26 protein-coding genes and 3 pseudogenes are annotated in these 24,422 nt (G+C 39.6%); 21 read left to right on the top strand and 8 right to left on the bottom strand.

Annotated elements, in window-relative coordinates:
* The first annotated feature begins 139 nt into the window (after window positions 1-139).
* From J2T13_RS08885 to J2T13_RS08875, 3 genes are read left to right on the top strand one after another with little or no spacing between them, the layout of a single operon-like run.
* On the top strand, window positions 140-1,090 hold the full coding sequence (locus tag J2T13_RS08885) for an ABC transporter ATP-binding protein (protein ID WP_429370376.1): 951 nt from the start codon (window positions 140-142) through the stop codon (window positions 1,088-1,090).
* A complete protein-coding gene (locus tag J2T13_RS08880; protein WP_429370374.1) occupies window positions 1,071-1,952 on the top strand; it encodes an ABC transporter ATP-binding protein in 882 nt (293 codons plus the stop codon). The genes J2T13_RS08885 and J2T13_RS08880 overlap by 20 nt, the downstream gene beginning before the upstream one ends.
* Before the next feature lie 15 nt (window positions 1,953-1,967).
* On the top strand, window positions 1,968-2,753 hold the full coding sequence (locus J2T13_RS08875) for an ABC transporter permease subunit (protein WP_429370372.1): 786 nt from the start codon (window positions 1,968-1,970) through the stop codon (window positions 2,751-2,753).
* A gap of 167 nt (window positions 2,754-2,920) precedes the next feature.
* On the opposite strand, the gene J2T13_RS08870 is transcribed toward J2T13_RS08875, so the two are convergent.
* Window positions 2,921-3,628 carry an SDR family NAD(P)-dependent oxidoreductase gene (locus J2T13_RS08870; RefSeq protein ID WP_429370370.1) on the bottom strand — a complete coding sequence of 236 codons (708 nt, stop codon included), beginning with the start codon at window positions 3,626-3,628 and terminating at the stop codon, window positions 2,921-2,923.
* Between the two features lie 172 nt (window positions 3,629-3,800).
* On the opposite strand from J2T13_RS08870, the gene J2T13_RS08865 reads away from it, so the two are divergent.
* From J2T13_RS08865 to J2T13_RS08840, 6 genes are all read left to right on the top strand, one after another.
* Complete coding sequence (locus J2T13_RS08865; RefSeq protein WP_429370368.1) at window positions 3,801-4,406, top strand: TetR/AcrR family transcriptional regulator; 606 nt, start codon at window positions 3,801-3,803, stop codon at window positions 4,404-4,406.
* A gap of 198 nt (window positions 4,407-4,604) precedes the next feature.
* On the top strand, window positions 4,605-4,709 hold the full coding sequence (locus tag J2T13_RS08860) for a DUF6254 family protein (protein WP_429370366.1): 105 nt from the start codon (window positions 4,605-4,607) through the stop codon (window positions 4,707-4,709).
* A gap of 264 nt (window positions 4,710-4,973) precedes the next feature.
* The gene (locus tag J2T13_RS08855) at window positions 4,974-5,594 is read left to right on the top strand and encodes a TetR/AcrR family transcriptional regulator (protein WP_429370364.1); all 621 of its coding nucleotides are present in this window, start codon (window positions 4,974-4,976) and stop codon (window positions 5,592-5,594) included.
* Between the two features lie 4 nt (window positions 5,595-5,598).
* Window positions 5,599-5,946 carry a DUF4260 domain-containing protein gene (locus J2T13_RS08850; protein ID WP_429370363.1) on the top strand — a complete coding sequence of 116 codons (348 nt, stop codon included), beginning with the start codon at window positions 5,599-5,601 and terminating at the stop codon, window positions 5,944-5,946.
* 272 nt (window positions 5,947-6,218) lie between these two features.
* Window positions 6,219-8,132, top strand: a complete 1,914-nt coding sequence (locus tag J2T13_RS08845) for an NAD(P)/FAD-dependent oxidoreductase (RefSeq protein ID WP_429370361.1) — start codon at window positions 6,219-6,221, stop codon at window positions 8,130-8,132.
* A 144-nt stretch (window positions 8,133-8,276) separates the two neighbouring features.
* Window positions 8,277-8,861 (top strand): TetR family transcriptional regulator, encoded by a 585-nt coding sequence (locus J2T13_RS08840; RefSeq protein WP_429370360.1) that lies wholly within the window; start codon window positions 8,277-8,279, stop codon window positions 8,859-8,861.
* A 292-nt stretch (window positions 8,862-9,153) separates the two neighbouring features.
* Here J2T13_RS08840 and J2T13_RS08835 read toward each other — a convergent pair whose 3' ends face one another.
* The 5 genes from J2T13_RS08835 to J2T13_RS08815 form a co-directional block, all read right to left on the bottom strand.
* A complete protein-coding gene (locus J2T13_RS08835; RefSeq protein ID WP_429370358.1) occupies window positions 9,154-9,504 on the bottom strand; it encodes a YxeA family protein in 351 nt (116 codons plus the stop codon).
* Window positions 9,505-9,530: 26 nt separating this feature from the next.
* The gene (locus J2T13_RS08830; protein ID WP_429370356.1) at window positions 9,531-11,462 is read right to left on the bottom strand and encodes an FtsX-like permease family protein; all 1,932 of its coding nucleotides are present in this window, start codon (window positions 11,460-11,462) and stop codon (window positions 9,531-9,533) included.
* Window positions 11,449-12,234: an ABC transporter ATP-binding protein gene (locus tag J2T13_RS08825; protein ID WP_429370354.1), complete on the bottom strand. Its 786-nt coding sequence runs from the start codon at window positions 12,232-12,234 to the stop codon at window positions 11,449-11,451. Before J2T13_RS08825 ends, J2T13_RS08830 begins: the two co-directional genes overlap by 14 nt.
* A 303-nt stretch (window positions 12,235-12,537) precedes the next feature.
* Complete coding sequence (locus J2T13_RS08820; protein ID WP_429370352.1) at window positions 12,538-13,584, bottom strand: sensor histidine kinase; 1,047 nt, start codon at window positions 13,582-13,584, stop codon at window positions 12,538-12,540.
* 13 nt (window positions 13,585-13,597) lie between these two features.
* On the bottom strand, window positions 13,598-14,281 hold the full coding sequence (locus J2T13_RS08815) for a response regulator transcription factor (protein ID WP_429370350.1): 684 nt from the start codon (window positions 14,279-14,281) through the stop codon (window positions 13,598-13,600).
* 453 nt (window positions 14,282-14,734) lie between these two features.
* Here J2T13_RS08815 and J2T13_RS08810 point away from each other — a divergent pair, with 453 nt between their 5' ends.
* From J2T13_RS08810 to J2T13_RS08780, 7 genes and pseudogenes are all read left to right on the top strand, one after another.
* Window positions 14,735-15,040 (top strand): ArsR/SmtB family transcription factor, encoded by a 306-nt coding sequence (locus tag J2T13_RS08810; RefSeq protein WP_429370349.1) that lies wholly within the window; start codon window positions 14,735-14,737, stop codon window positions 15,038-15,040.
* Window positions 15,037-15,423, top strand: a complete 387-nt coding sequence (locus tag J2T13_RS08805; protein ID WP_429370348.1) for a zinc-binding dehydrogenase — start codon at window positions 15,037-15,039, stop codon at window positions 15,421-15,423. The genes J2T13_RS08810 and J2T13_RS08805 overlap by 4 nt, the downstream gene beginning before the upstream one ends.
* Window positions 15,424-15,803: 380 nt before the next feature.
* Window positions 15,804-16,397: pseudogene (locus J2T13_RS08800) on the top strand (12-oxophytodienoate reductase); the annotation flags it as partial.
* A gap of 529 nt (window positions 16,398-16,926) precedes the next feature.
* A complete protein-coding gene (locus J2T13_RS08795; protein WP_429370346.1) occupies window positions 16,927-17,538 on the top strand; it encodes a hypothetical protein in 612 nt (203 codons plus the stop codon).
* On the top strand, window positions 17,535-17,690 hold the full coding sequence (locus J2T13_RS08790) for a hypothetical protein (protein WP_429370344.1): 156 nt from the start codon (window positions 17,535-17,537) through the stop codon (window positions 17,688-17,690). Before J2T13_RS08795 ends, J2T13_RS08790 begins: the two co-directional genes overlap by 4 nt.
* Window positions 17,691-18,103: 413 nt before the next feature.
* The gene (locus J2T13_RS08785) at window positions 18,104-18,706 is read left to right on the top strand and encodes an RNA polymerase sigma factor (protein WP_429370342.1); all 603 of its coding nucleotides are present in this window, start codon (window positions 18,104-18,106) and stop codon (window positions 18,704-18,706) included.
* Window positions 18,633-19,946 (top strand): DUF4179 domain-containing protein, encoded by a 1,314-nt coding sequence (locus J2T13_RS08780; RefSeq protein ID WP_429370341.1) that lies wholly within the window; start codon window positions 18,633-18,635, stop codon window positions 19,944-19,946. The genes J2T13_RS08785 and J2T13_RS08780 overlap by 74 nt, the downstream gene beginning before the upstream one ends.
* A gap of 356 nt (window positions 19,947-20,302) precedes the next feature.
* On the opposite strand, the gene J2T13_RS08775 is transcribed toward J2T13_RS08780, so the two are convergent.
* Window positions 20,303-20,506: a hypothetical protein gene (locus tag J2T13_RS08775; protein WP_429370340.1), complete on the bottom strand. Its 204-nt coding sequence runs from the start codon at window positions 20,504-20,506 to the stop codon at window positions 20,303-20,305.
* 70 nt (window positions 20,507-20,576) lie between these two features.
* On the opposite strand from J2T13_RS08775, the gene J2T13_RS08770 reads away from it, so the two are divergent.
* Entirely contained in the window at window positions 20,577-20,921 is a 345-nt protein-coding gene (locus J2T13_RS08770; protein ID WP_429370338.1) for a DUF805 domain-containing protein, read from the top strand.
* Window positions 20,922-20,950: 29 nt separating this feature from the next.
* Here the strand turns inward: J2T13_RS08770 and J2T13_RS08765 are convergent.
* Window positions 20,951-21,319 (bottom strand): annotated as a pseudogene (locus J2T13_RS08765) (DUF2243 domain-containing protein); the annotation flags it as partial.
* Between the two features lie 215 nt (window positions 21,320-21,534).
* Between J2T13_RS08765 and tlp the strand changes: the two are divergent.
* From tlp to J2T13_RS08745, 4 genes and pseudogenes are all read left to right on the top strand, one after another.
* A pseudogene (gene tlp / locus J2T13_RS08760) lies at window positions 21,535-21,771 on the top strand (small acid-soluble spore protein Tlp).
* A gap of 35 nt (window positions 21,772-21,806) precedes the next feature.
* Window positions 21,807-21,998: a hypothetical protein gene (locus J2T13_RS08755; protein ID WP_429370336.1), complete on the top strand. Its 192-nt coding sequence runs from the start codon at window positions 21,807-21,809 to the stop codon at window positions 21,996-21,998.
* 651 nt (window positions 21,999-22,649) lie between these two features.
* Entirely contained in the window at window positions 22,650-23,327 is a 678-nt protein-coding gene (locus tag J2T13_RS08750; protein WP_429370334.1) for a response regulator transcription factor, read from the top strand.
* Entirely contained in the window at window positions 23,324-24,334 is a 1,011-nt protein-coding gene (locus tag J2T13_RS08745; RefSeq protein WP_429370332.1) for a sensor histidine kinase, read from the top strand. Before J2T13_RS08750 ends, J2T13_RS08745 begins: the two co-directional genes overlap by 4 nt.
* The last annotated feature ends 88 nt before the right edge of the window (window positions 24,335-24,422 follow it).

Genomic DNA, 24,422 nt, shown 5'->3' with positions numbered 1-24,422 from the left:
TCAAGCAACGTGGTATAGATAAGTCTACTGATCAGCTTTTGAGTTTTTTAGCGACTGTTTTTGTAGGCTTTTTTGTGTCTCGATTTGTTTTGTTGAAACCTCTTCCTAATATATCATTTGGTCTGAAGGGAGTCTTAATATGCCAGTATTGCAGATTGAGCATTTAACAAAAGATTATGGTCATAATCGTGGTGTTTTCGATGTTACTTTCCAAGTTGAAAAAGGTGAAGTCTACGGCTTTTTAGGACCGAACGGAGCTGGGAAAACAACCACGATTCGTCATATCATGGGATTTTCTCGTCCTCTGTTGGGGTACACCTTAGTAAATGGATTGAATAGCTGGGAGAGGGCCAGTGATATTCAAAAGAATCTAGGGTATTTGCCCGGCGAAATTGCATTGCCTGAATCATTGACGGGTACGCAGTTTATTAAGATGATGGCTGATTTGCGTGGGATAAATGATATGACTCACACCAATTATTTGATTTCAAAATTCGAGCTTAATCCTGCGGGCAGTTTAAAACGTATGTCTTTAGGAATGAAGCGGAAACTCGCAATTGTAACAGCTTTCATGCATAATCCCGCCATTCTTGTTCTTGATGAGCCTACAAGTGGACTTGATCCTATTATGCAAAGTGTATTTATTGAATTCATCAAAGAGGAAAAAGAGAAGGGGAAAACGATTTTACTATCGAGTCATATCTTTAATGAGATTGACGCAACCTGTGACAAAATATCAATGATCAAAGATGGACGGCTAATCTCCACTTTTACTTCAGATGAACTTCGTCACAACGAGAGTAAATCTTTTAAATTCGAATTCAATTCCAATGAAGAGTTCGAACGTTTTAGAATAGAGGTTCAGTCTCAAAAATATATAGAAGTTACTTCTTTAAAAAGGCATAAAAATCAAGCGGAAGTACGAGTAAATGATACCGACATCAACATGTTCATAAGCATCATATCAGACTATGATTTGAAGTTCTTTTCTGAGATCAAGTTTACACTTGAAGATTACTTTATGAAATTTTATGACCGAAACTCTAAGACAGAGGGAGGTGCCAACAATAATGCCATTGATAGAAATTAATAATTTGACAAAGGATTATGGCCAAGAACAAGGCATTTTTAACATCAACCTCTCGATTGAAAAGGGTGAGGTATTTGGTTTTGTCGGTACGAACGGGGCAGGCAAAACCACGGTGATTCGTCACTTGATGGGATTCTTAAAACCACAAAGCGGAAGTGTAAGAATAAATGGAATGGACTGCTGGAAGGACTCGGCTGAAATTAAAAAATTAATAGGCTATACGCCTGGTGAGATCGCATTTCCCGATGCTCCAACGGGAACAGAATTCCTAAAACAGCAAGCTGAGCTGTTAGGACTCAAAGATATGTCCTATGCGAATACCATCATAGAGAAACTTCAACTTGATCCAACAGCTAACTTAAAAAGAATGTCAAAAGGAATGAAACAAAAGACTGCAATTGTCGCTACCTTAATGGCTGATCCTGATATTTTGATTCTAGATGAACCCACAACGGGACTTGACCCTCTGATGAGAGCTGAATTTGTAGATATATTAAACGAAGAAAAGAAGAAAGGCAAAACGATATTTATGTCGAGTCATATGTTTGAAGAAGTTGAACATACGTGTGACAAAGTTGCGCTTATCAAAGACGGTAAAATTATTGCTGTAAAATCAACCATCGAGGTTAAACACAATGAAGAGAAGATGTACAAAATAGAGTTTACTTCGCATGAGGAATACCAACGCTTTTTGTCAGAGCCATTTGATTTTGCAGATAAACGCGAGAGTAAAAATCAAGTCATTGTAAAGATACATGATCGTCATATCAATACGCTCTTCAAAGTGCTCAAAGTGTATAATATCAAGTTTATGACCGAAAACAAGTACACACTCGAAAAATACTTCAGAAGTCTATACTAAAGGAGGAGAAAACTAATGTTTAGTAAAACGATCTTTAAACAAACATTGAAAACCAATGTTAAGCTATGGCTTATTTTCACGATCATCATGAGTGTTTTATGTGCCGTACTCATAGCTGTTTTCGATGCAAGTACGTTATCTAGTATGTCGGAGATGGTGAAGGACACGCCACTTGCGAGCTTATTAGGATCAACTACATTCCTTGGCATGCTCGCTCAAACTTTTTACTCGATACATGGTGTTATTTTACCATTAATATTCGTTATTATGACCGCTAACAGTCTTATCGCAGCGCAGGTAGATAGAGGCTCTATGGCTTACTTGTTATCAACGCCTATAAAAAGAAGCACAGTAGTTAGAACACAGGCGATCTACCTAGTATTATCGCTTGTGGCCATGTTTGTAATCTTAACAATCGTAGGGGTATTATCTGTTCACACTTTCCAGAGTGATATTGATCTTAATATTTCAGATTTGATTATGCTCAATGTAGGTTTATTTCTCTTAATGTTTGCAACAAGCAGTATTTCTTTCTTATTTTCTTGTATATTCAATTTATCCAAAAACTCATTGGCTTTTGGTGCAGGTATACCGCTTGCTTTCTTTCTCTTTGAAATGATGGGGAAGGTCGATAGCAGCCTGGAGGGATTTAAGTATCTGTCACTGAATTCACTATTTGATACAAATGCAATCATAAACAATGACATTTATGTGATTCAATTTATTCTCCTTGGTGCTGTAGGTATTGTACTTTATCTGATTGGTATACGTGTCTTTAAGGAAAAGGATTTGCCACTATAAGAAGATTAAGAAGGCTCAAGCAGTCTAGAGGAGCTACGCCCAGAAAATTCAAAGAAACGGACTCTTTTATAACTGCTTAAGATGAGGGGATCATACCGAGCCTCTTATTCCTGATATATCATTTCTTTTCAAAAATATATGTTGCATTCCCTCGTGAAGTTCCAGTATTAGTTGTTTTCTGCGTGGAATGATAAAAGTGCTTCTGCCGTAATACCCTTTGGATACTCTTGTTCCCAAACTTCTTTCTCAGTGTAAGCTTCATACCACATATCGGCGATCACATCTGGATCACTCACTTTGCCAGACCCTGGTTCAGTAATGAATAAAGCTAATGAACGATGTCCAACGTAAATTCCTTTGTCCGTTAATTCAGTATGAAGGTTCGCAACATAGTTACGTAGACCCGCAATACCAACGCCAATATTACCCATCATCGCCATTGGGTGTAATGCTGAGAAGCCTGTTGTAAATAATAACGCGCCGTCTTTACGCGCAAGCATATCCGGTAAAACTGCATTTACGATATTGATTGAACTCGCTGCATAACCTTCGAATGAATCACGAGCATTTTCAATTGTTAATTCTAAAACTGAAGTTGGAGGATAATTACCTGGTACCGGACTAACTTCTAAAACATCTATTTTGCCGTATTTTTCTTTAATTGCTGTAATAGCCGTTTCGATTTCTTCTTTGCTGTAAATATCAGCTGTAAAGTAAGAAGATTCGATACCAACAGTTGTTAGTTCATCTACCATTTTTTGAAGTCTCTCTGCATTTCGCGCAACTAATGCGACTTGAAAGCCTTCCTTACCGAAACGCTTTGCCAAAGACAATCCTAAACCTTTACCTGCTCCAATAATCGCTAATGTTTTCATATGTTTATCTCCCTAATTGTTGATCTATTTATTGCAATTGCATTTACAATTGACGCTTCTCATCATATAACGCATAATTAATGTGTTCAATGGTCAATATTTATCAATGTGATAATTAATAGTCACAATGATAAATATTGACCATTATCTTTATTGAAAGGAGCCTTTTTAAATGGGCAAAGATAAGGTAGACCTACGTATAATAAAAACAAGGAAGGCTATTAAAGAAGCCTTCTTGACGTTAGTTCAAACAAAAGGTTACGAACGGATAACGATACAGGACATTGCCGAAGAAGCTATGATCAATCGAAACACTTTTTATTTACACTATGTGGACAAACCTAATTTGATGGAGAATTTATGTCAGGAGAGCATTGAAAAATTGAATGTTTGTATTAACTTGGAAATGAAAGATATCGATGAAATGAATAGGGACATATTTATATCAATCTTAAGCGAAACGTTCAAAGTGATCGAAGCCGACATGGTTTTCTTTAAAACGATGCTTAGTCAGAATGGTTATCCTAACTTTTCGACATATTTAAAAGAAGCATTAAAAAGTATTATGCTTGCCGGTATCGGTAATCATTATAATAATCAAAAAATAAAAATCGGCTTGGAGTACATGATCTCAGGATTAGTAGGTGTGATTTGTATGTGGATTTCAGATTCTGAGAATTTGGTTGTGGAAGAGGTCGTCGAACAACTGAGCGAAATTCATTTTCATAACGTGTTGGACTTGTTAAAAAACATGAACAACGGTTCCCTTATACGTTAATATAATAAAGCCTTGGCAGTCTAGTCTTTATTTCCGATCCAAGGCTGTGGTTGGTTCCATATTTTTATAAATGCGGCTATTAGCGTAAGCATTACCATAAATCCAACGAATTAATATTATGAATGAACAGAGCCGAGGAAAGACAAAATAAGAAGGTGGTATACATCTCAATCCATTTTCCAAAGGAGGATATCTGTTATGGCACACCAGAAGAGAAGGAAAGAAGCTGCCTGGAAGTCACGAAAGCAAGAACAGCATCCCCATGGTAAAATCAAATCGCTCAAGGAATTGTCCGGCGAATAGGACGAGGAATATACTGCTTGGAAGAGAAGGACTGTCGGCGAAATTTACCGACAGTCCTTCTTTCTAAATCTTCGTTTAATAATCTTCAAAAAGGTAGAGTATCTGAGAGAAGAATAAGTAATGAACAAAAAACATCTTTGAAGGGTGGATCATAAATTTAGTTCGCCTGAATACATGAAAACTATTGACTGTTCGAACAAACAGTATTATGATGAGTTCATAGGAACTGACTGATCAATCAAACAGTATTGGAGTGAGCGAGCAATGACTAAAACACAACCGTCCAACCAGGACGAACGAAGAAGCGCCATCATGCAAGCGGCATTCACGTCATTCGGGCAGGTGGGTTACACGAAAGCGACCATGAAAGACATTGCGGCCAAGGCGGGCGTGGCTCAAGGGTTGATCGGGTACCATTTCAGCACGAAAGAAACGCTGCTGGTCGAAGTGGTCAGGGAGTGGATGATCAACAAAGGAATGAAGGCGGCCTTTGCGAAGCTGGATCTGCAGCTATCTCCTGCGGAGATTCTTCAGCAGGGGTTGCTCCACGTAGTTGAATTTCGAAAAGAAAACCCGGAGTGGTTCACGTTATTGATCAGCCTTTGGACGGAGAGCGTGAACAACGAAAAGCTCGCTAAAGAGTTGCTGGAACTGTACAAGGAAATGAAATCGGGCATTATGGAGATCATTGATCGCATGGAGCTGCAGCTGGACCGGAGTGAAAAGGAGACTTTAGCGTCACTGATCCAGGCCGTTATCGACGGATTGACGCTTCAAGCTCCTGTACCGCTGTCTCCAGAGCCGATCTCCCTCGAGCAAGTGTCGCGGGGAATCGGATGGATGCTTGACGGAATTCGATCTGCAGCCCAGGAAAAAGGAGAATAAAACCATGAATAAGAAATTGATTAGAATCGAAGGCTTGGTCGTTCTGGCGCTAGGTACTTATTTATACTTTTCGAATGGGTACAGTTGGGCGATCTTCCTACTGTTGCTGATGCTGCCCGACGTGTTCATGATCGGTTATGCGGTCAGCAAAAAGACGGGAGCGTATCTGTATAATTTTGCCCATACGTTCGTCACGCCTTTGCTGTTGTTACTAGCGGGGATAGCTTTATCGGTCGACTTCCTCACTATGATTGGCTTCATCTGGATGGTTCATATCGGTATGGACCGAATGATGGGCTACGGATTGAAATATGTAACGGATTTTAAAGACACGCATATCCAGAGACTATAACACCATTCGCATATAGAATGCTTACGCTCCAGCCGTTGCCTGCAGACGGTGATGCACGACGTTTCCCGCTTAAAAGCGTGGGGGCGTTCTTTTTTTTGAAAATAGCTGAATATAAATTGTAATATACTAGACAAACATTTTGTTTTAAACATATTGATTAACACCTTTAGCAGGGTTAAAATAACATTGTTACATTTTTAACAAGTACAGGTTCTGAAGTTCTGTATCGAAAATCTTGCAACCATACACGTATGGAATTTAGGGGGATTCGTATGAAGTCATTACAGCCTATTAGTATTGGAAAATTAACTCTTAAAAACAGATTTATTATGGCAGCTATGGGACCCGAGTTAGGTAATTTTGATGCAAGAACGGTCGATTATTATGTTCGAAGAGCTCAAGGTGGTGCATCAATGATCTTGACGAATGTAATTGCTACTGAAGCGATTGATGGACATGGCCCTTCCGCTACATTGACAGAAGAAAGTTTCGAAGGGTTTAAGAGTCTTGTGGATCAAGCTCATCAACATGACTGTAAGATATGTATTCAAATCATGCCAGGTGTTGGACTAGGTGGAAAATCTCCTGAACGAAACATGCCGGCTAGTGTATCTGCACTGCCTTTGTACCCTGGCTCCGAAAACAATTTTGAAGAATTAACAAAAGTTGAAATCAAGTTTATTCAGGCTGAAGTGTTTAAAACAGTAAGTCTTGCCAAAAAGGCAGGTGCAGATGCGGTTGAAGTTCATGCCTATGGTGGATATTTAACTGATAAATTCATGTCTCAAAAGTGGAACACGCGTACAGATGAATATGGGGGAAGCTTTGAGAATAGAATGCGGTTTTTGAATGAGATTATTGAAGGCATACAACATGAACTGGGAAGTGATTTTCCTCTGATTGTTAAATTTACGCCTTCTCATTTCCTGCCGCCAGAACTCGGATATAGGGGAATGGATGAGGGGCTTGAAATCGCTAAGATGCTGGAAAAGAAAGGTGTACATGCCTTACATGTTGATACGGGATGCCACGATAACTGGTATATGGCTATGCCTCCAATCTATCAGCAAGAAGCGACTACTCAGATTCTCGCAGCTAGAAAGGTGAAGGAAGTTACGTCATTGCCTGTGATCACAAATGGCAGATTGGGAGATATCGGCAAGGCTGAAGTTGCACTTCAAAACGGATGGATAGATATTGTTGGGGTAGCCAGAGCTTTTCTTGCCGATCCGGATTTCCCGAATAAAGTACTGAATAACAAAACGGATGAGATTCGCTCCTGCATTTACTGTAATGAAGGGTGCATCAAAAGCGTCGTAGAAGGTGAAAGCATCAAATGTGCAGTAAATCCACTGGCAGGATTCGAGAGAATTAAAAACGTGAAGAAGGTAGTTGAGGGAAAAAAAGTTCTCGTCATCGGTGCAGGTCCAGGCGGATGCCACGCCGCAATTACTGCTGCTGAAGCAGGACATGATGTGGAAATTTGGGAAAAAAATGAGCATTTGGGCGGTAATTTCTATAACGCATGTTTGCCTTCATTTAAAAGGGATGGAGAGAAGTTGCTTCACTATTACAGTATTGAACTAAAAAAATTAAATGTTCGCATCAAATATTGTAAAGAGGCTACGGAAACATCTATATTAGCCTATAACCCTGAAGTGGTCATACATGCAACAGGCGCTTCGCCATTAAAGCCTAAGTCCATCCCTGGAATTCAAAAATCTCATGTTGCCACTGCTACGGATGTATTACGGAACAGCGTCTTTGTTGGTGAGCGTGTGGCGGTCATCGGTGCCGGCTTAGTAGGTTGCGAAACGGCGCTTGTATTGGCCAATAACGGAAAGAAAGTAACCGTGATTGAAATGGCCGACAAGATATTACCCGAGCCTGTATTTATTCAGAATGCGATGATGCTCCATCAAATGCTGCAGCATCCGAATATTAGCTTCAAACTTTCCAGCAGGTTGGTTAAGATTGATGACCAATCCGTAACGATTCAGACCTCTGAACAAGAAGAAATTCTACCATGCGATAATGTTGTTCTGGCCATGGGTTTCTTACCGAATACAGCTATTTATAATTCATTAAAAAATAAGATCAATATTGTAAATGTTGGCGATAGTGTGAAGGTAAGAAAAGTCTTGGATGCGGTTCATGAAGCCCATGAGGCGGTATTGAACTTATAATATTGATTATGCTAGAGGGAGCCGATTGCAACAATGCAATCGGTATCTTTCATTCCCATGGTTACCTAGTTGTTTCATACATTTTTTATACATATCGTATGTCAATATAGTATGCTATGGATTAATAAGTGTAAGGGGTGGCAAATGAGAGAGCTAACGAACATAGAGGAACGTATTCTGGATCGGGCGTTGTACTTGATGGGAATCAACAAGACTTGCAATATATCCATTCGGGCCATAGCCAAGGAAGCTAGTGTTAATGTAAGCGCCATTAATTATTATTTTAGAACTAAGGATCAGATGTTAAGACTGGTCAAGGAGTTCTATAATGAGAACAGCCTGAGCGTACTATTGATATTGAAGAATGACGAATATAGCGATGATGAAAAATTGTTACTAGCTGCCAATGAGATTATGGAATATTCATTGAGGTTTCCAGGAAATATGGTAATTACAAACCATTCGATGAACCTAGCCGAGAAGGATGAGACTTCAAAGAAAATAATCGATTTATCTTTAGAAATAGGGAATCTGATGCGGCAAGCGTTGCGTAATCTTATACCTGGTGATGAAGCAAGTAGCAACTACAAGTACCTAATATTCACTTCATCCATTAATTATCCTTCAGAATATCAGGGCATTGCTAACTTTTGGGGGCCGTTATTAGTTGATAGAGAGAATAGAATGGCGTATCTCAGACTACTCATTAAGACTCTAAAATCAGATTAGCCAGCCATAAATCTATACTGAGCGAATCCTCCATCATCTCATTTTCGTAAATCAATATATATTACAGAGCACATATAAATAGATGTGAAAATGCCATAATACGGTGCGTGTATCCATATTCACGCTGTATAATGGCATTTATATTATATATTATCATTTGTTTTCTATTATACCGTTCCTATACGGGCGGTAATATTAAATAAAAACGAAACCGAAAAGAAAGGGTTCCACGACATATCGTTGTCATGGAACCCTTCGTTTGGTTCGTAGCCAGCTGCCAAGCTTTTGGAACTCATTGAATTAACTTCAATGCGTTTTCTGGAATCTCTTCCTTTTGTATTAATGTCCAATTTTTCGTGTAGGCTCCTTTGGCAAGTACTTTCACATATGTGTCCTGGTTCTGCTCTTGACTTGAAGAGAAAGTAATTGCTGTCTTCTCACCCTGCGCTGTGTAACCGGTCAGATTATATCTGTAGCGGGTCCATTCATTTTTACCTTCAGTCTCGGCAGGTTTATTGATGACTGCATAGACATATTGTTCCTTATATAATGGGTTGAATTGATCAAAATCCCGTTTGAATGTTATATACATGCCCGAGCAAACAACTATTGCGATTAGTATAAAAACAAACTTTTTTTTCATCGAAATAAACCTCCTAATAATAGTTGTTATAACATAACGTTTTTAACGACTTTTCGATAGTAACCGAGAGTGAAGAGAGCGAACAGAAAATAGATGGAAGTATAAGCTCCTATCGAAATGATCGTAGGAATGGTAATGTCCGAAATAAACATGAAGGAAGCCGCTTTAACTGCAAAGATCGAATGAAGCACTCCGATACTTAGCGGGAGTAGAAATACAACCATCTGCTTTCGCACAATACCCTTCATAAGCATCTTCTCGTCAAACCCAAGCTGCCGTAGTGTCCTGAAGCTCTGTTTTTCCTGCTCAGCCTCAGTCATTTGTTTGAAATACAGGATACTGCCTGTAGAGGCAAGAAAAGCGAGTCCTAGAAAGGCAGCTATAAAAATCAATATTCCGGTAAACTCAAGTGCAGTTCTATATTGTGAATAGAAATCGTAAGAAAAGTGCTCGTCTAGTTTATATTTGTCGTAAAGGGAGGAAGCTAGCGCAAGCTCCGTTTTGTCCGGAATGACGTACGTGTCAAACTGTACCTTTTCAAACTCGGGAGTTTTAAACATTCTATCCTCGATATCTTTCAATGTGGCTTCTGACACTACAATCTGACTTCCCAATATATTGGAATTAAGCATATTCTCCAATACTAATTCATTTAGTACATAGCTGACGTTCTGTCCATCTGCCTGGAGCTCAATCCTTGTGGGATAACGTTTGGAGAGATCAATGTCGTCAAATGTATTTAATCCCCCTACATTATATTGGAATGCCTCCCCATAGGCAGGTGCGGCTAAATTTCTCCCCGAATCTTGAAGCTGTTCGGCCGGAATCCATATCAAATCTCCCTCCCTACGGCTGGATTCATCTAGTCGATTCAGGATCACTCCCGTTGTCCGGATCGCTTCAATTGTATAGTGGTTGAAGTGAATTCCTTTGCTCTCCAGCTCGCTCGTAAACGACTGTGCATCCAGTTGTCTATTCTCAAATGCGAAATCATCAGGCATAGCCATGCGGGTGTCATGCTCTGCAGAGTAATAAAAAGAATAGGCTATAGTTACAAGTGTAATGGTTAGAGCTGATAACACAGTAATCAAGGTAAGCGAGTTGGCATTACCTTTCATTCGATGCATGAGCGGAGCAAGTGACAAGCTGTTATACAATCCTAGATGCCCTTGTTTCCGTCGACGGATCCAGGAGAAACACCATCTGATCGTCACACGGAACAATATATAGGTTCCTGATATAGTTGATACCATTACCAATAATGCATTCAACACTAATTGCTCATCTACCATACGACCTGATAATTCATAGCCATAGCCAAGCAGCACAACACCAAGCACGGCATAAATGGCAGTAAGAAAAGTCGGAGGCTTGCTGGATAGGTCAGGCTGTTGATCAGCCTGAAATAAATTTAGCAGCGAACTGCGATAAATCATTACTACGATTTCAACGGAAGTAATCATTACAACGAGAACAAAGACGATCACCGTCTCGATGGCTGCTGGGAAAGAAAAATCTATGCCAGGCATGCCATCCAAGCGGAGCAATTTCATTAGAATTAGGACAAACAGACGGGATACCAGTGCTCCACAGATAATCCCTGATAGCAGCGCACCTAGACCGAGTAGAACATTTTCAATGATTAGATAACGAGCAACCCAGCCTTTGGATAGACCGATGAGCTGGTACAATCCGATTTCACGACTACGCCGGCGCATAAAAATACGGTTAGATGAGACTGCAAAAATTACGATAATCACTATAAGCAATATTGCTGCAGATTGAAAAGCCACCAGAAATTTATCGCTTGAATCCAGCATGGACTGGACCTGTTGATCGTGCTGCAGGGAAGCGAAGACGAAGAACAGACTCATACTGAAAATTAGAGCGAAGAAATACAAATAGTAATGCTTCACATTTTGCCGCATGCTACGAAGTGCTAATTCAGTGACTGTCAATATGGTCGCCCCCTAATACAGCCTGCACGTCGATGATTTCTTTGAAGAATGACTGTCTGGATTTCTCTCCCCGATACAGTTCGGAATAAATCTTCCCGTCCTTTAAGAACACCACACGGTTACAGTAGCTGGATGCGACTGGATCATGCGTGACCATGATAATCGTGACCTCTCTTGTCCGGTTCACCTCATCCATTACAGACAACAGCGATGATGCGGACTTTGAATCCAGGGCACCCGTAGGCTCATCTGCAAAGATGATGGAAGGCTGGTGGATAAGGGCACGTCCAGCGGCAGTGCGTTGTTTTTGACCACCAGAGATTTCGAACGGGTATTTTTGCGATAGTTCCTTGATTCCAAGCACATCAGCAATTGCTGTAAACTCGCTCTCTGCCTGCTTTTTACTTATTTTACTAAGTGAGATAGGCAGGAGGATGTTCTCCTTAACCGTTAATGTGTCTAGAAGATTATAATCCTGGAAGATGAATCCAAGCTTGTTTCGGCGAAATGCTGAAAGGGCGGTATTGTTCATGGTAGAGATATCTTTGTCTTCGATTAGAATCGTGCCATCTGTAGTCCGGTCAATCGTTGCAAGTACGTTAAGCAATGTTGTCTTCCCAGAACCGGAGGGACCCATAATTCCTACGAATTCTTTGCGGAGAACACGTAAATCTATTCCCTTTAATACCTGTTGGGCACCGCCCTTTGAACCATATGATTTGTGAACGTTGCGAGCGTGTAAGACTGTTTCTTGTTCATTCCATTCATTCATGTTGAACCTCCTAAATTTGATTGTAGCTTAAGTGTACGTTGAACTCCCCGCCTTGTCGCACGTTCTGGGTGACGAGTTGAAGAGGTACATGACAAATTTGTCATGTTCACAAGTAGAAACGGCAATGCCGTCCTTTTTCAAAGACGGCACCCGTTTCAACGGAAATATAAGGAATAAGGTATATAGAATCAATTTCATAATTACGCAACCCGATTTAGCTACATCGGCGATTATGAAATTGATTCAAGTGAAACTTATACTTTCTTAGATTTTAAAAAAACAGTCAAGAATAATCTTGGCTGTTTATAACGGGATATTGTCCTCTTGACCTCTTCTAACCGTTTCGAATGCATTGGGGTCCGTAAAAGTGATTCGCATCGTCGTACCTTGCCTCTGACCAGCTTGGACATGAAGTGCAACGCCTATTTTCCCTGCTACAGTCTGGGCAAGATAGAGCCCAAGTCCGGTAGCAGCATTATGAATTCTTCCATTCTCGCCTGTGAATCCTTTATCAAAAATACGTGGCAGGTCATGCGGTTGTATCCCCGGACCTTCGTCAATCAAATCTAGGATAATATTCTCTTTCTCCGACATCGCTGTTATGAATGTAATAGCCTTGCCGGAGGGACTGTATTTAATGGCATTAGTCAATAATTGCCGGAGGATAAAGCGGCACCATTTGCGGTCTGTAACGACCATGGCATCATCTCCTTCGATGCCGACTGCCAAATTTTTCTCCATACACCAGGGGGCCAGTTCTCGGATTTCTTCTGCCGCAAGACGTTGTATCGAGACTCGTTCAAGCGCGTAGTCTGATTCCAAGGCCGGAAGGCGAGTCATATACAGCTGGCGGTCAATAAGTAAATGAATCCGCAGCCATTCTGATTCGATTCTACGTAGATCCGCATCACTCGATCGTGCGTCTAAGATCAGCTTCATAGCGGTAAGAGGCGTTTTAACCTCGTGAATCCAGGAAGCTGTAAAATCATTTTCGATCAACTGGGATTCCTTCAATTGAGAAAGCTTACGTTTGAACTGGTAAAAGGCCTCTCGTAATACATCGTTCGTTATGCTATCCAGATGATTATCAGGTTCGGGAAGACTCTCCATCCAATCCGAGGCCGTGACTTCTTGCAGCTTAGCGAGGGCTGCTACATATTTAGTTTCTTTCTTGTAACGCCATAGAAAAAACACAAGAAATATAATGACATATAAAGCATTTAAATAAAGGAGGGAAGTCAATTCAACATGAATTCCTTGCTCGAAAAGGATAAGTACATCGGTCAATCCTAGTAAACTAGCAAATAGCAGAATCCAGCTTTTTCTTGTTAAGATGTAACGGATGAACATAGCACTATTCCTCCTATAAAGTGACGGCCATATAACCCATCCCTTTCTTTGTGACAATTCCGTCTGAAAGTCCCAGCGGTTCTAATTTATTTCGCAACCGGGTGACATTAGCTGTAAGGGTATTATCATTTACGAACTGCTCGTCTTCCCATAGCTTACGGAGTAAGTCATGACGGGAGATAATGGTATTATTAGCTTTCACGAGTGCGATCAACAAAAAGAATTCGTTTTTGGTCAAGTCAGCTTCCTCATCTGATTTGCGGATAACGCCTCGTTTTAAATCAACCAAAGCACCGTTCCATTCGAGAATATCTGTCTGGCCTTCTCCATAAGCATAAGTTCTGCGAAGAATAGCCTGGATTTTGGCATATAGTACATTCGCGTGAAAGGGTTTCTGGACAAAATCATCCGCCCCCATATTAAGCGCCATGACCATATCTAAGGGGTGATCGCGTGAGGATAGGAAAATAATAGGCACCTCGGATACGGAGCGAATTTCTCTGCACCAATGAAAACCATCAAATTTAGGGAGCGTGATGTCCATGATAACGAGATGTGGTTGTTGCTCCTGAAATGAACGCATGACCTCATCAAAATAATCCGGTCTCGTAACCCTAAAATCCCACGCTTCAAGTCCTGTTTTCAACGCTTCAAATAACGCATGATCATCTTCCACTACAAATATATTAAACTCCATAGAGTGAACCTCCCAATATTTACTAGACGATAGCTACGACTTCACCTCTGCTTAAGTTATAAAGCATGTTATTGTAAAATGCAATTTTAACCAACACATTGATCTCTCTATCTAAAAGTATCCAATAATAGAAATATTGAAACGATGAACCGCATCATAGATACACATGATATTTGGAACTTTATGGATTATAAAGTGTCTTATTATTATAGAGAATGAAATGACTAGGGATGTTTACCCAATAAGCGCGAGTTCAGATCCCATAGCTTTGAAAAATGGAACGTTAAAAATATCTAGATCGCTCTAAAGGAGAAAAGCATGAAAGTCAAACTCCTTGAGTTATGATCTTTGCTTATCTTAAAAGGAAATAAACTTGGTAAGAGGATAAAATGGTAATCATATTTACATTATATAGTTTTGACATATTGCAAATAAACAATATATAAAGATTTCATGAATAAACCAATCGATATTTTTAAAGCACTATCTAATGATGCTCGTCTTCAAATCTTGGAATGGCTGAAGAATCCAGAAGTTCATTTTTCACCCCAGGAAGGGATCGATCTTGTTGAAGTAGGGGTATATGTGAGTCAAATAACTAGTAAGTTAAATATGAATCAATCTACTGCATCTCAATATCTTTCTATATTACAACGAGCGGGGTTAGTTAATGCTACTCGTATTGGTAAATGGACGTATTATAAAAGAAATGAAGTTGCAATTAACCGAATTGGTTCGTATCTCCAAAAGGGTGAATGATACTGATAGATCACATTGGATACAGTATTATTCACTTTTTTACATCCGGTAAAGGAGCAGAGCATATCTTAGAAGTGGTTGGCGGAGATAGCATTAATCATTCGATTGAAGCTCTAGCTCTACAAGGACACATTTATATTATTGGTTTTCTGAAAAGTATGATGGCGGAAGTTAACTTATTTTCACTTCTAGCTAAGCAAGCTAATATACAAGGAATCTATGTCGGTCACCGCAAAGCATTCGATGATATGAACAAGGCTTTTGAAGAATTGAAGATTAAACCCGTTATCGATACCGTTTACTCATTTAATGAAGCTATTGAAGCATATGAACATCTAGGCCGAGGAGCTTTTGGGAAAATCATCATCCGAGTTTCAGAATAAACAATATACTTTAATTATAATAGCCAGTATTAGTTTAAGAATGAGCAAATAAATACAGATTAATAAGTGTATAAGTATTTCACTAAAGCCTGATGATTCAGGATTTTTTATCTTTATGTATTTTCAAAAAGAGACATATAGCCCCGGATGAATAAAAAAGAATGTTGTTAGACTATTGTATGGATAAATATGACTATAATTTAGTTTAACCCTCGCATTTTCTAGCATATCGCATAGATATATGTGATCTTTCTACAGAAAAGCAACAAATTAGTTAATCAAGTAGAGCATTTCGTTCTTTGAAATGAGAAATGCTTTTTTTGTATTTTAGAAAATAACCACTTCATACTACATAACAATAATAATATATTGTTTTGCTGATTGAGCTTTCCGGCGGCCATGGCTTATTGATCGACCAATTCTTCTGGGAAAAAACCAATCAGCGGACAGACCGCTATGGCGGCGACTTCCTGAAGCGGACCCGGTTTGCAGCTGAAATTGTCCAGGCCGTCCGCGCTGCAGTCGGCCCGGATTATCCAATCTCCATTCGGCTGTCCCAATGGAAAATGATGGATTACACGGCGAAGCTGGTGGATACGCCAGAGCAGCTGGAGCAATTTCTAAATGTGCTGGTAAAAGCAGGGGTGGATATCTTCCACATCTCGACCCGTCGGTTCTGGGACCCGGAATTTGCAGGCTCGGAGCTTGGCTTCGCCGGATGGGTGAAGAAGCTCACTGGGAAAACAACGATTGCCGTTGGTTCCGTAGGCATGGATAATGATCCCGCAGAGGCAGAGGAAGCGGACCACAAAGGGATGGAGGAGCTGCTAAAGCGGCTGGAAGATCAAGAATTTGATCTGGTAGCGGTCGGACGCGCGCTCCTGGGTGATCCGGCATGGGCGACAAAAATCCGGGAGGGCAGGATGGAGGAGATTCAAGCCTTTACTCCTGAGGCGGTAGCCAAACTATATTGAAACTAATGAACCCAAACAAGCAGGTTAAGGCACGTGTCCTTAATCTGTTTGTTTGGTTTTTATACGATACTGACTATAATCCGCATTTTCCGCCGTATACGTCTTCTGGGTCCGGAGGACGGGGAATACCTAGTGCTGATCTTGTGATCATATATTTGTTGGTCTGGTCGCAATAATTATAATTGAAAGCTTACGTTATCATGGCGAATAAAAAAGAAGTTGATTCAAAAGAACATTACAACGATGAGTTTAACTCATATGCGATTGAGGAAGAAATCCACGGAGTTATAGAGTTTCTTACGTCCGGGGTTTACGTTTCTAAACCCTCAAATTGGGTAATAACTCACAAATAATCATATTCATATAACAAACATAAAATGATGTTGCCGCAACAGTACTCAATGGACGCTTACCAACTGCAAATATCATGAAATCAGTGGTTGTCTGAACATCAACTGTAGTAATGAAATGTGCATGGATTAACGATAGAAAGGCGTGATCAAACGTGTATCAAAAGTGTTCTGCTATCATGAAAATATCCATTTTCGTCATGGTTCTATCGCTATCAGCATGCTCAGGAGCAAATGAACCTGCCACCAACCCTGAAACTTCAACACCGGTTAATGAAGCGGTCACCGCTCCTGCATCTGAGAACGAGAAAGCTCCCGAAGTGACGCGTCCCCAGATCGAAAGTTTTGATTTGATGACGGGTGAGGGTAATCAATCACATTCGGCTACATTGCATCAAGGTGATGGCTTTTCTTTATACGTATTCGAAAAATTTGCTTTCGACGCTGACAAAGGACGTCTGTTTCTTAGCAGTATTCCGGAATACGATGTCGAAATCGAATCGCTTCCTGCAAATTATGATCTAGCGCAACTTGAAACTGCAGGAAAAGAGGAATTGAAAGAATTCGGCGAAGTATCCGATTTTAGTGGTGAGCTTGTCGAGCATCCCCTGGGTTCCGCCGAGATCTATCTTCAAGTCTCGAGTGGTGAAGGGATTAACGATTATATCGTGTGGCAGTCAATAACAGGTGACGCTTTCCTTTTCCGTCTTCACAATCCAAAAGGCAAGGAAGCTTCGGATTTTGCCGGTCCTGTCCTCGTTTCATTATCTACGGTTCAAAGTGATTCATGAGGAACGAGGTTTTAGCACCGATTCAATTTCTCCAACAAGGCAACAAGATTCATCTTGGAACGCTGCTAGGATGTACTTCTGAAAAGTTATCGATGATATTTAAAGAATTTCAAGTTTTTGAAATCCGTTCAATGCAAATTGTGGTACTATAACACTTAAGATAGTGGAAAGCGTGAGTAAGGTTTCTAATTTTTACGTTAGAGCCTGATTAACTTAAGAAAATTGCTGATCTGGATATGCCATTCTGGATTCTGTTGCTATGAATGAAGTTGAGTGATGGTTGTAATCATTCGTTTAACTACCATGAAAGTTGTAGACCCGAACGGTGACGACGTAATCCTTGAGAAACTGAAATTAACATAACAACAGAATCAGTTAAACTCCATTAAGTTTCCTTGCCGCTTCTTCTGGGTCAAAACGAATACAATATTATTGATTTCATATAACCTCCGCAATCTCCTGGGGATAGGGTGACTTCCCTGTGACTTGGTTGTGGAGTTTTTTTTTGTAGTAAATGAACTTTTTTAATCGCTGCGAACTCTTATCTATGAAAAGGGGTGAGAACATGAAAGTAAGCCGTCTTGTCAAACAAGCCCAAAAAGGCAACAAGGAAGCTTTATTACAACTAATCATAGCCGATCAGGACGCTTATTATCGTCTTGCCCATACATACATGGGAAATGAGCATGACGCGATGGATGCCATGGAAGACATGATTGTTACACTTTATGAAAAGATTGATCAATTGCAAAAAGGCGAATCATTCTACAGCTGGAGCAAAACCATTCTCGTCAATCGGTGCAAAACATTACTCCGCAAAAAGGATCGATTTCTTCCATTGGAGAACGAGCGAGAATCCTCACTTGCTACATTAATTGACGATAATCCATATCGCTACTCAGAGTCTGAGATGAACATGGATGTGCTGCTATCTCATCTGAATGCACAGCAGCGAGAAGCGATCGAACTTCGTTATGTTCATGATCTTGCGTACCAGACGATTGCGGACATGACCGGGTCACCGCTTGGCACAATCAAATCTAGAATCTCACGAGGATTGCAAAAACTAAAATTCTTAATCGGAGGTGATGGTTATGCAAACGATCGAGGAGAAATTACAGGAACACAAACAAAGCTTGAATGTGGTACAGGCTCCGTCAGAACTTGAGTGCAGACTTCGCATTGCACTGGAGCATGTCCCCACAAAGAAAAGAAAAATGAATAAAGCGATGATATGGCTTGCATCATCAGCTGCCGCACTCCTTTTGATTGTCGGAACTTACCAATATCCAGCGTTTGCTTATTACGGAGGTAAGTTGTTAAATCAAATGGAGCTGAATTCACTCAGCTTTGCTGAAGTGGCGGAGCAAGGATACGGACAAACGATCAACAAAAGCAAAACACTCCCGGATGGCACAGTCATAACCATTAACGGAGTTATTGCGGATGATAATGGATTGTCACTGTATTACACGATTGATCGACAAGCAGGATCCGTGTTTAATGAGAAGGGTTCTTTCCGTTATTCCATGGATAAAATCCAAGGATTCTTAACGGATTCAATGCTAAGAAGTGGAGGCGGCAATCATAGCAAAGACGAGACCCACTTCGCGGGAGTGGACAAATTTGATCCGGTAAGTCCATTCGCCAGGACATTAACCGTAACATTCAGTGTGTGGCTAGATAACGGAAAACGAGCTACCTATCCAATTCAATTCAAGTATGAAGCCAATAAAGCGATGAAAAGCATCATCAAGGAAAATATTTCGAAATCCGTTCCTGTCGATCAAGGGACTGTCCACTATGACTCCATTACGGCTTCTCCCACTGCAACCATCGTGAAGGTGCATTATGAAATGGATAATGAGGAATTTCCGAGATTCATGGGTGAAACAAAGCTTTATGTGAATGGAACAGAATTGAAATCATGGGGATCGCGGGGTTTGGTTGGAAAAGACAAATTGGGATTTGAACTTGAATTTGATGTGCTTCCGACAGACAAGATAGAGAATGTTGAACTTGTACTCGAAAATTTTCCTGGTTATCAGAAAGTAGAAGAGCCGATCTCTCTAGCTTCACCGTCAGACAAATCCATCACAATCGGAAATGAAAAGATATGGATTCGAAGCGTCACAAAAACTGATACAGGCTATGATATCGTTATCGCTAGAAAACAGTTTACATTCTTGGAAACGGAACATTTATCTGTTCAAGCTGGTGATATCGTAGTTCCCGTATCATCCATTTCGACATCACGGCCGTGGGATATGAAAAACGGTAACATCCTGTGGGAGCAGACGTATTCTTTTAACACAATGGAGGAACCGGAACTCCTGCTGCTGGACGGATTTGACTATATTAAAACCTACGACAAGACAATATCTATTCCTGTAGATCAAAAAAAATAAAATCATACGCATATTACAACGGCTCAATATATTCACTAACGGGTAACGATCATTCAACAGAGCAAGGGCTGCCAAGTGGTAGCCCTTTTCTCAACTAACTAATAGAACAGATGCATTGTAAAATTCGTGGCAAAGACGGGCATCAAGGCGTGTACTCTTGGAAAGAAATTCGTGATCATCAGCGAAAAAGTTCAAGTCTTGACTCGGGACAAGAGCTTGGTCTCAATCCACCAATTCAAAACTTCGATACTGAATGTGTTATTAGATACGCTTTCATATCCGTATTAATTGCATGGTTAAGTTTTGCTGTTTTAAATAATTTTGCGAGGTTTTCTACACGTTCTGTCACTAGACCACTAATTTCTCCAAACATAGTAGCCACTAGAACCTTTGGTGGAAAGAAATCGAGCATACAATATTCCATCTTTAATCTGTCCGCCAACACCGGGAAAAGCTGGTAATAGTCTATCTCCAACAATATCTAGCCACGAAGAAAATCCAATTGAATTACTAGTCATTGTAACAATATTTTTGCTTTGATTGTCTTTTAGTGCTAACAACGCTGATTCGGATCGATCGTAACGAACTGTAACGAAAATAAAATCATATACATCATCATTTTCAAGCGTAATGGTATGGTATTTGAAAGGGTTAAAGAATTACGTAGGATTTCAAGGAAGAGCAAGTCGTAAGGAATATTGGATGTTTACTCTTTTCTGTTGCATTTTTTCCTTAGTGCCTTCGATATTGGAGGAAATTACAAATATATCTCCAATATTATCAGTGCTCTATTATTTATCCATCTTCTTACCATCTTTAGCTATTGGATTTCGTAGACTACACGACACTGGAAGAAGTGGATGGTGGAACTTAATTGTACTTATTCCCTTAATTGGTGTCATTATCTTTATTGTATTTACCTCTCAGGATAGTCAAGAAAATGATAATCGATATGGACCAAATTCTAAAATTTAGTTGTTAAGTTACGCTAACCCCCTGACGTTATAGCGAATCTGGTGTAGCTGCATCAGATTATGCTGAATAATGCCATCATAAAGCTGGAAAGAGCCTGACCCCAGCAGAATGCCACCAATCCACCTACGTAGCCAGAAAGTCCCGGCGTCTGAGGTCTGCGAGCATGAATGAAGAACCTATCGTTGTAAAAAAACTAAACACATCGAATAAGCCATCGGATACAAGGCCAACGTTGCTGGTGGATTTATCATAAAAGTGTGCCCGTGCAGAAGTTGGTGGAACACGACCTCACCTATAAAGGCAATGCCCCGAAGCCGAATAAAATTTCCTGAACATAAATTAAGGGCCGAGTAATTACGTCCGGCAGATTTATTCAACCTTATACTTTCTTTTTCCATGATCGATCTCCTTGATCTATGTATTATTCATGCTTGAACTCTTATATTCTTACCCTCAAAGAATTACGGTAACCCCTGAGATGTACACAATGATAAGAACAAATTCGGAGGCATAAGACAAGAAGGATCAGTAGATTTTGAATTTCTTGCATAAGCACCGCTCTATTATGGAAAACTTCTGTAGTGCGAATACAGTATGATTCCATTTTGAGGAGGTGACAAATATACACAAACCGGGTAATCGAAAGGATACCGTTGAACACTTGCAAAACGCGATTGAGAACACGATTGAAAATTATCAGGAAGCGGATGATTATCTCAGATAATTTGGAGATGAAATTCCAGAATAGGAAAAAACTCAAATCGATGAAAAAAACGAACGCTGTAAACATAGCGTTTCTGGATTTCGTGAAGAAATCAAAGACGAATCAAGTCACCAGCAACACTCATAATATAGTGACTTATTTAGAATTCCTAGGAGGTTAACATGATGACAAATCAGGATCCGCAGGAGCTTCTTAAGCAAAAACACGAGCTTGATGAACAAAAAAGGCAGTTTACAAATTTTGCTCGAGGTAATTGCGGCCATGGTGAGGTAGAAGCAGGCCAGGAATTCAGTAATGATCGAATGCTTGACGATCAAAACCGTATGAAATCTGTTGAGAACAGACAGGATTAATCTTAAAAGCTAAAAATAAGCCGATCCTTTTCTGGATCGGCTTAGAAAATGATTATAATGTTGTACCCTTAATGTATTATTTGTCCTACTGTATTTTCATAGTTGCTGAGAGTATGAGTATTACAGCCTAAAGATATGTCCACCCATATGACACATTATAGAGCAGACAAAAGTCTCCTTCTATAATGTGTTTTTTTATGAGAGTGCAGATAAGTTTTAACAATACACCGATACGGGGAGATAAATTAACTCATTATAGGGGAAAGGAAGCGACTAATTATTATATCTGACGAATGAAAGGTAGTCTAGAATTTTACCCATTAAACTAACGAGCAGGATAGTTTAATGTATCCTATTATTTAAATAGACTAATATCCAAAAACAAAATCGCGTCTTTTTAGATCTGTCTCTTTGAGTTCACGACGGTCGTTCTACTCAAAGTTTAGAAATAGTACATATTTAATGTATTAAACAGTATAACATAATACCCGTAAAGATACTGAGGACACATTTTAAATATATCCCACCGGATTTTGAAAGAGAGATATTGTTTATAAAGAGGTGAACATTTATTTATCTTAACTGGAAACTATTCTATAAGTTGTGTTAATCTTCCTAATAGTGAACTCGATTTAGAGAGGGGGATGTTACTTGAAAAGAAACGTATTATATATTGAAGATAATGAGAAAATAGGCAGTTGGGTAAAAGAAGAATTGGAACAGCGAGGATTTTCAGTTCAGTGGTTGCTTTCTGGTGAAGGAGCTGAAAAAGAAGTAAATCAGCATGAAATAGTTATTTTGGATATCATGTTACCTGGTTTAGACGGATTTACAGTGGGAAAACGATTAAAAAAGGTAGCTCCTGCTGTTCCTATTTTGCTGTTATCTGCTCGAACATCGATAGATGATAAGGTAGATGGTTTACAATTTGCTGATGATTATTTAACGAAACCATTCCATACGGATGAATTAGTTGCAAGGTTAGAAGTATTAATCCGTCGAAGTGGTGGAACACATTCCGAACGCATTTTATTAGGAAATCATATTGAAGTAGATCCAGAAATCCAAATGGTATTTGACAAAATCACAGGAGAAGAGATTATATTGACAGGGAAACAACATCAAATTTTAATGTATTTCTTACGCCACCCTAATCAAGTTTTACCAAAAGAACAAATTTATGAAGCAATTTGGCAAGAAGCTTATATAACTGGTGATAAAACATTAATGGTGCATATCCATCGACTGCGTCAAAAGTTGGAACGTCATCCAGATTCCCCAGAGATTATTGAAAACTTGAAGGGAATAGGCTATCGGGTGAAACTATGAAACAGACTAGATCATTATTTCGTCGCTTTCTAAAAGGACATTTTCTATTTATCTTTTTCCCTCCAATTGTGCTTATTATCTTCTCTGCGTTCTTTGAGTTTTCGGGTATCAATGAAGAAGATCTGAATACGTTAAATCAGTTTTACATTACACTAATTTTGTTTGGTTTTATTATTTTCGCATTTGTTGTAATCTCTTGGATTTTCTTCTTGAGACTTCGTAAACGTCTCACCCGCTTACAGGAAGTCATGTCATTTTCAGCTAATCATAATTCATTTCCTATACCAATATCTGTTCAAAGTGATCGTATGGATGAAATAGACCAGTTAGGAAGTTCTTTTAATTGGATGATTCAGCAGCTTGAAGACAGTCGAAAGCGAGAATATGAAGAGGAATTGTTACGACATCGACTCATTGCGAATTTATCTCACGACTTACGAACGCCACTTACCATTTTGAGAGGACATGTCACCAGATTAAATAAAGAATCAATAAGTTTAGAAGGACAAAACTCATTAACAGAGATAAACCATACGATTACAAGAGTCGGAGATCTAATGGATGATTTACTTTCCTATACATTGCTTACATCAGGGAAACATCCTTTTGGGCCCACTTCAACAGATATTGGACGTTTAGTAAGAGCGTCTGTTGCTGCATGGTATCCTGTATTTGAAGAAAAAGAAATTCAAGTTCATGTTGATTTGCCGACAGAGGTGACTTTTTATTGGGAAGCAGATCCCAAATGGATGACACGGGTTCTGGATAATTTATTTCAGAATATTGTTCGCCATGCGGCAGAGGGGAAATATGTAAACATTGTGGTTGATGTAGAAAAAGAACTGATCATTGTTGCAGATAGAGGTCCAGGTATGGATAACTCTTCCTATGAGCGTGGGGCGGGGATTGGTTTATCGACTTCAAATTATATGTTGAAAAAAATGAAGCTGAAAGCTGACTTTACATCAAATGAATATGGCACAAGAGTAGCTATTGGTAGAGCTTAACCTAAAGTTAACCCAGAAGTAAACAGCATGATAACCGAGATGTAACTTTGCTTCTTTATAATTAGAACCATAACAGAAAGGAAGTGTT

The organism is Paenibacillus sp. DS2015, from assembly GCF_050433705.1.
Taxonomy (GTDB): Bacteria; Bacillota; Bacilli; order Paenibacillales; family Paenibacillaceae; genus Paenibacillus_AQ.
The sequence above is the reverse complement of the archived record's forward strand: the minus strand, read 5'-3'. Positions and strand labels throughout refer to the sequence as shown.